Source organism: Plesiomonas sp., from assembly GCF_051650925.1.
Classification (GTDB): domain Bacteria; phylum Pseudomonadota; class Gammaproteobacteria; order Enterobacterales; family CAMTGL01; genus Plesiomonas.
In genome coordinates this window covers 1-5,397 of record NZ_JBOFRH010000403.1, presented here as the reverse complement: position 1 = coordinate 5,397, position 5,397 = coordinate 1, and the positions used below count along the sequence as shown (strand labels likewise).

The following is a 5,397-nucleotide window of genomic DNA, read 5'->3' as shown; positions in this document are numbered from 1 at the left end:
TTACTGCCGCTCAACTGGCAGCCTAGCGAAGAGACTGCCGAGGTGATCGAAACCTGCCGCGCGATTGCCGAACAACCGGCGGGTGCACTGGCTTCGTATGTGATCTCAATGGCGCGCCAGCCTTCTGATGTACTGGCCGTGCATTTGCTACAAAAAGAGGCCGGTTGCCAGCAACATCTGCCGGTCGCCCCGCTGTTTGAAACGCTCGATGATCTGAACCGTGCCGATGATGTGATCCGTGATCTGCTGAATATTGGCTGGTATCGCGGCTTTATTCAGGGCCGCCAAATGGTGATGATTGGCTACTCAGACTCGGCCAAAGATGCCGGTGTGATGGCTGCTGCATGGGCGCAGTACCGCGCACAAGAGGCGCTGATCAAAACCTGTGAAGAGGCCGGCATTGAACTGACACTGTTCCACGGTCGTGGCGGCACCATTGGTCGTGGCGGCGCTCCGGCACACGCGGCACTGCTGTCACAACCACCGGGATCGCTCAAAGGTGGGCTACGGGTGACCGAACAGGGTGAGATGATCCGCTTTAAACTCGGCCTGCCGGAGATTGCGGTAAACAGTTTGTCACTCTATACCAGCGCCGTATTGCAGGCGAATCTGCTGCCGCCACCACAACCGCAACAAGGCTGGCGCGATACGATGGATGTGCTGTCTGATGCATCTTGTACCGTATACCGCAGTATTGTGCGTGAAAATCCGGACTTTGTGCCCTATTTTCGTGCGGCGACGCCGGAAGGTGAACTGGCGAAATTGCCACTTGGTTCGCGGCCATCAAAACGCCGCCCGAACGGTGGCGTAGAAAGTCTGCGGGCTATTCCATGGATCTTTGCGTGGACACAAAACCGCCTGATGCTGCCAGCTTGGTTGGGAGCCGGTGATGCGCTGCAAAAAGTGATCGATCAAGGCAATCAACCAGTACTCGAAGAGATGTGCCGTGACTGGCCGTTCTTCTCAACCCGCATCGGCATGCTGGAGATGGTATTTAGTAAAACCGACCTGTGGCTGACCGAGTATTATGATCAACGCTTGGTGGATACAACTCTGTGGCCACTGGGTACACAACTGCGCAGCATGTTAAAGCATGATATCGGGGCGGTGCTGGCCATTGCCAACGAAGGGCATGGCATGGCCGATCAGCCTTGGCTGCAAGAGTCGATCAGTTTACGCAATGTCTATACCGATCCACTCAATGTGCTGCAAGCTGAATTGTTGCACCGTTCACGCCAACTGACTGAGCCTGATCCTCAGGTAGAACAGGCACTGATGGTGACCATTGCCGGAATTGCCGCCGGTATGCGCAATACCGGTTAATCGGTAAAAACGCCCACGCAGTACAGCCCAGCGGCTGTACTGCGTTATTATTTTCATCGCAATGGTGAATATTCGGTAATACCCCGCAACGTTTCCTTTCCATACCCTGCGCTCTTTTTCTTTTCATTTTCCATAAAAAATACTGCTCAGTAAAACGCCTTGGTTATCACCCAAAAACGGATAAGAGATATAAACATCACTAAATTACAGGCGGTATTTAATTTCTATTTTTGGAAATAGCAACGCATTCAGAACCATCATGGGAATAAAAAGAGCTGTTACTTTGTTACTAAGAAGGGGTTTGTTACCAAATGTTTATTTATTGTGGGAAATCAATTATGGCGCAGATCAGAAAATAGCATAACAAGGTTAAATCATATTTAATGACAAATAACTGTGCCGAAACAAATCATCATAGAAATACTAAAATTTAATACGCATTTTAAACTGAATGCATTTTATTTATTCCATATATGACTTTTTATTTCTTGCCGTTTTTTTTGATTAAAAAACACAACAATGAATAATATGGTATGACTATTATCGCTTAAGCCGCACACTGTTTTACTCTACCAGACAAGCAATGTGTCGTTTATTTGGCGCTTTACATGAAGCCGTATCAAGGCTGGTGTGTGCTCTTTTTTGTCATCACAATGTAATCTGATAATAATTTGTCGACACCTTCTCATTTTGCTATAGAAAATATTGTCTATAGATAAATATAGAATAACCTGCACACTAATCAAAACACAGTGCAACGAATGATGCATATGACACTAATTGCTAAGACTCAATACGCAGTTGTATGTCATTCTTATCACCACTGCCCATACCTCAGTATTTTTTAATCTAATTCGTTCATCGTGAAGGGAGAACTCTGCACGGGGTTAACGCATTATTTACCTGCTGTGGTTGCGGCACTATTTATATGACTTTTAGAACAACGGGAGTGTTCCCGTTTCTTCCGCACCAAGGATAGGGTGGAAGCTATCATGGTGTAAGTTGCTAATTCGCAACAGGGAAGCAATAAAAGCAAATGAGGATATTATGGCGCTCTCTCAGGTAATTCTGACATTATTAAGCCGTCAGGACGCGAGTGGTTATGACATTACCAAAGAATTCAGCCGGATGGTTGGCTTAGTCTGGACAGCAAGCCACCAGCAGGTGTACCGCGAACTCAGCCGTCTTGCTGATCAGGGTATGGTACACAGCCAGCTGATCCCTCAAGAAGGGAAACCGGATCGCAAAGTTTACAGTATTACTGATTCCGGCCGAACCTGTCTGCAAAACTGGCTCAGTACGCCGGTTGATGAGCGCCCGCTGCGCGATGAACTGCTGGTTCGTCTGCTGGCATGCAGCCATTATGATATTGCACCGGTTCGTCAGGCGTTGATTCAGCAAACACAGCAGCACAATGAGCAACTGCGCCAGTATCAGAAAGTATCAAGCGAGAAATTTATCTCACCCGATCAATTAAGTCTGGAAGATAAACTGACTTATCTGACGCTGCGCCGCGGGATCTTACAAGAGCAGGCTTGGCTCATCTGGGCGGAAGAGGCACAGAATCTGCTGGCTGAACTTGAAATGAATGCCAACCGTGCACGTGTGGAAAAAGAGCTGGAAGAGAGCTGCTACTGATTTGTCATCTCAGGCTTGGCACAACAACGCTGATCGATCAGGTTTGACCGTCAGCGTTGTGTAGCTTGATACCCGCATTTAATACCGATCAACAAGCGACTAAGCCAGCGCGACAGGGCGTACGCCAAGGGTATGGCAGATGGCATAACTGAGCTCGGCACGGTTGAGGGTGTAGAAATGAAAATCTTTCACCCCTTCACGCGACAACACTTTCACCATATCCATCGCGATACTGGCTCCGACCAAATTTCGGGTTGCCGGATCATCATCTAAACCGGCATACATGCGGTGCATCCATTGCGGTACCCGCACATTGGTCATGGTGGCAAATTTGGTTAACTGTTTGAAGTTAGAGACCGGTAAGATACCGGGGATAATTTCAACATCAATACCAATCGCCGCGCAGCGATCACGAAAGCGCAGATAACTGTCGACATCAAAAAAGAACTGGGTAATGGCACGGTTCGCACCCGCCTCTATTTTACGTTTCAGATGCAACAGATCCGCCTGCGCACTTTTCGCCTCAGGATGCACTTCTGGGTAGGCCGCCACTGAGATATCAAAATCAGCCACCTCTTTGAGCAACGCAACCAGATCATTGGCATACAGAGCCGGTTTTCCGTGTCCGGCCGGTAAATCTCCCCGTAGGGCGACGATGTGACGGATACCGTTATTCCAGTAATCACGTGCAATACAGCGCAGCTCCTGCTCGGTGGCATCCACACAGGTTAAGTGTGGCGCAGCCGCCAGACCGGTCTGATCTTTAATCGCTTTGATAATCGAATGAGTGCGATCGCGCTCACCGGAGTTTGCACCATAGGTGACCGACACAAACTTCGGCTGTAGTGAGCTTAGACGCTGGATGGAGTGCCATAAGGTCGCCTCCATCTCTTCGGTGCGGGGCGGAAAAAACTCAAACGAGACATTAATTTGACCGTGCAGTTCGGCCACACTTTGGTTAAGTGCATCAAGTTGATTGGCATGGTAACTCATGGCGGATCCTTCCGTTAATACAGGCCCGATGGAGCACAGCAATGCGCATTCGGTTTAGTGGCGCTTGTGCTGCGGTATCCAGCCTGTTCATCATTCCTTTGCTTGGGCGGTGTTGCATTACCGTCTAACTCCCTGCCCGAGCCGTTGTCAGTCTCAATCTATATTGCATCTACTTTTGACATCCATACGTTTAGACGTCTAGATGCAGATAATAAATGTTAAGATGACGTAACTTGTGCTGACTGTCAATGATCATTTTTATCACTTTTTGAGCATAAAAAAACCAGAACTAACGTTCTGGTTTTTTTTATTGAGACTAACCTGCCAAACAAGAGCTGCTAATTGCAACTCGCTATCAGCGATAACCCCATTATAACAACTGAGCAAGACGATTCAGATCTGACTGAATAGCCCCTGCAGTAACATCACGCCCAGCACCCGGCCCACGGATCACCAACGGGTTATCACGATACCAGCGGCTCTCTATCGCAAAAATATTGTCGCACGGCAGTAAAAACGCCAGCGCATGATCAGGACGCAGAGCTTCAATGCCAACCCGTGCTTTACCATTACCATCAAAACGGGCGACGTAACGCAGCACTAAACCAGCCTCCTGTGCAGCGGCGACCCGCTGTGCCATCGATTCATTAAGCTTTAAGTTCTGCTCAAAGAAGTGATCAAGTGAGACCTGCTCGAGTGCGCTCGGCACTAATGACTCAACGCGCACCTGTTCGGGTTCAATATCGTAGCCCGCTTCACGCGCCAGAATCACCAGTTTTCGCATGACATCTTGCCCCGAGAGATCGTCGCGCGGATCAGGCTCAGTCAGCCCTTGCTGCCATGCCTGTTCGACCAATGCGGTAAACGGCTGGCTGCCATCGTACTGCAAAAATAGCCATGACAGTGTGCCAGAGAAAATACCGCTGATCGCCAGTATGCTGTCACCGCTCTCACGCAGATCACGGACAGTATGGTTAATCGGCAAACCTGCCCCTACCGTAGCATTATACAACCAGTGGCGACCGGTCTTTTGGAACGCATCGCGGATGGTGCGGTACTGTATAGCACTGGCAGCACCGGCCAGTTTGTTCGCGCTGATAACATGAAAGCCGTGTTCAGCAAAATGTAAATATTGCTCGGCAACCTGAGCACTGGCTGTCACATCAAGCACCACCAGATCATCGAAGGGATGTTGACTCATCCACGTGGCCAGTTGTTGTTCGCTGTGCTCAGAGGCTTCATCATGGAAAAAAGCCAGTGCGCGGCTGGCATCTAGCCCCTGATAATCGAGCCAGCTACGGCTGCTATCAACCACGCCGGCCAGCACAAAATCAAGCCCTGTGCGCGCTGAGAAACTGCGCTGTTCACGCGCAAATAACTCCAGCCAGCGTGAGCCGATATTGCCTTTGCCAAACAGCACCAGCCCCACTCGCTTGTGGGCCT

General features: G+C 49.5%; 4 protein-coding genes. 2 read left to right on the top strand and 2 right to left on the bottom strand.

Annotated elements, in window-relative coordinates:
- Together ACRC27_RS09375 and ACRC27_RS09370 are read left to right on the top strand one after the other, a co-directional pair.
- The coding region (locus tag ACRC27_RS09375) for a phosphoenolpyruvate carboxylase (RefSeq protein ID WP_438639755.1) at nt 1–1,323 on the top strand (1,323 nt) is incomplete at its 5' end.
- A 1,047-nt stretch (nt 1,324–2,370) separates the two neighbouring features.
- Nucleotides 2,371–2,961: a PadR family transcriptional regulator gene (locus ACRC27_RS09370; protein WP_438622697.1), complete on the top strand. Its 591-nt coding sequence runs from the start codon at nt 2,371–2,373 to the stop codon at nt 2,959–2,961.
- Between the two features lie 99 nt (nt 2,962–3,060).
- Here the strand turns inward: ACRC27_RS09370 and metF are convergent, their stop codons facing one another.
- Nucleotides 3,061–3,954, bottom strand: coding sequence for a methylenetetrahydrofolate reductase (gene metF, locus ACRC27_RS09365; protein ID WP_438629000.1), 894 nt, complete (start codon nt 3,952–3,954; stop codon nt 3,061–3,063).
- Nucleotides 3,955–4,324: 370 nt separating this feature from the next.
- Nucleotides 4,325–5,397, bottom strand: a 1,073-nt coding sequence (gene metL, locus ACRC27_RS09360) for a bifunctional aspartate kinase/homoserine dehydrogenase II (protein WP_438639754.1), incomplete at its 5' end; no start/stop codon positions are given.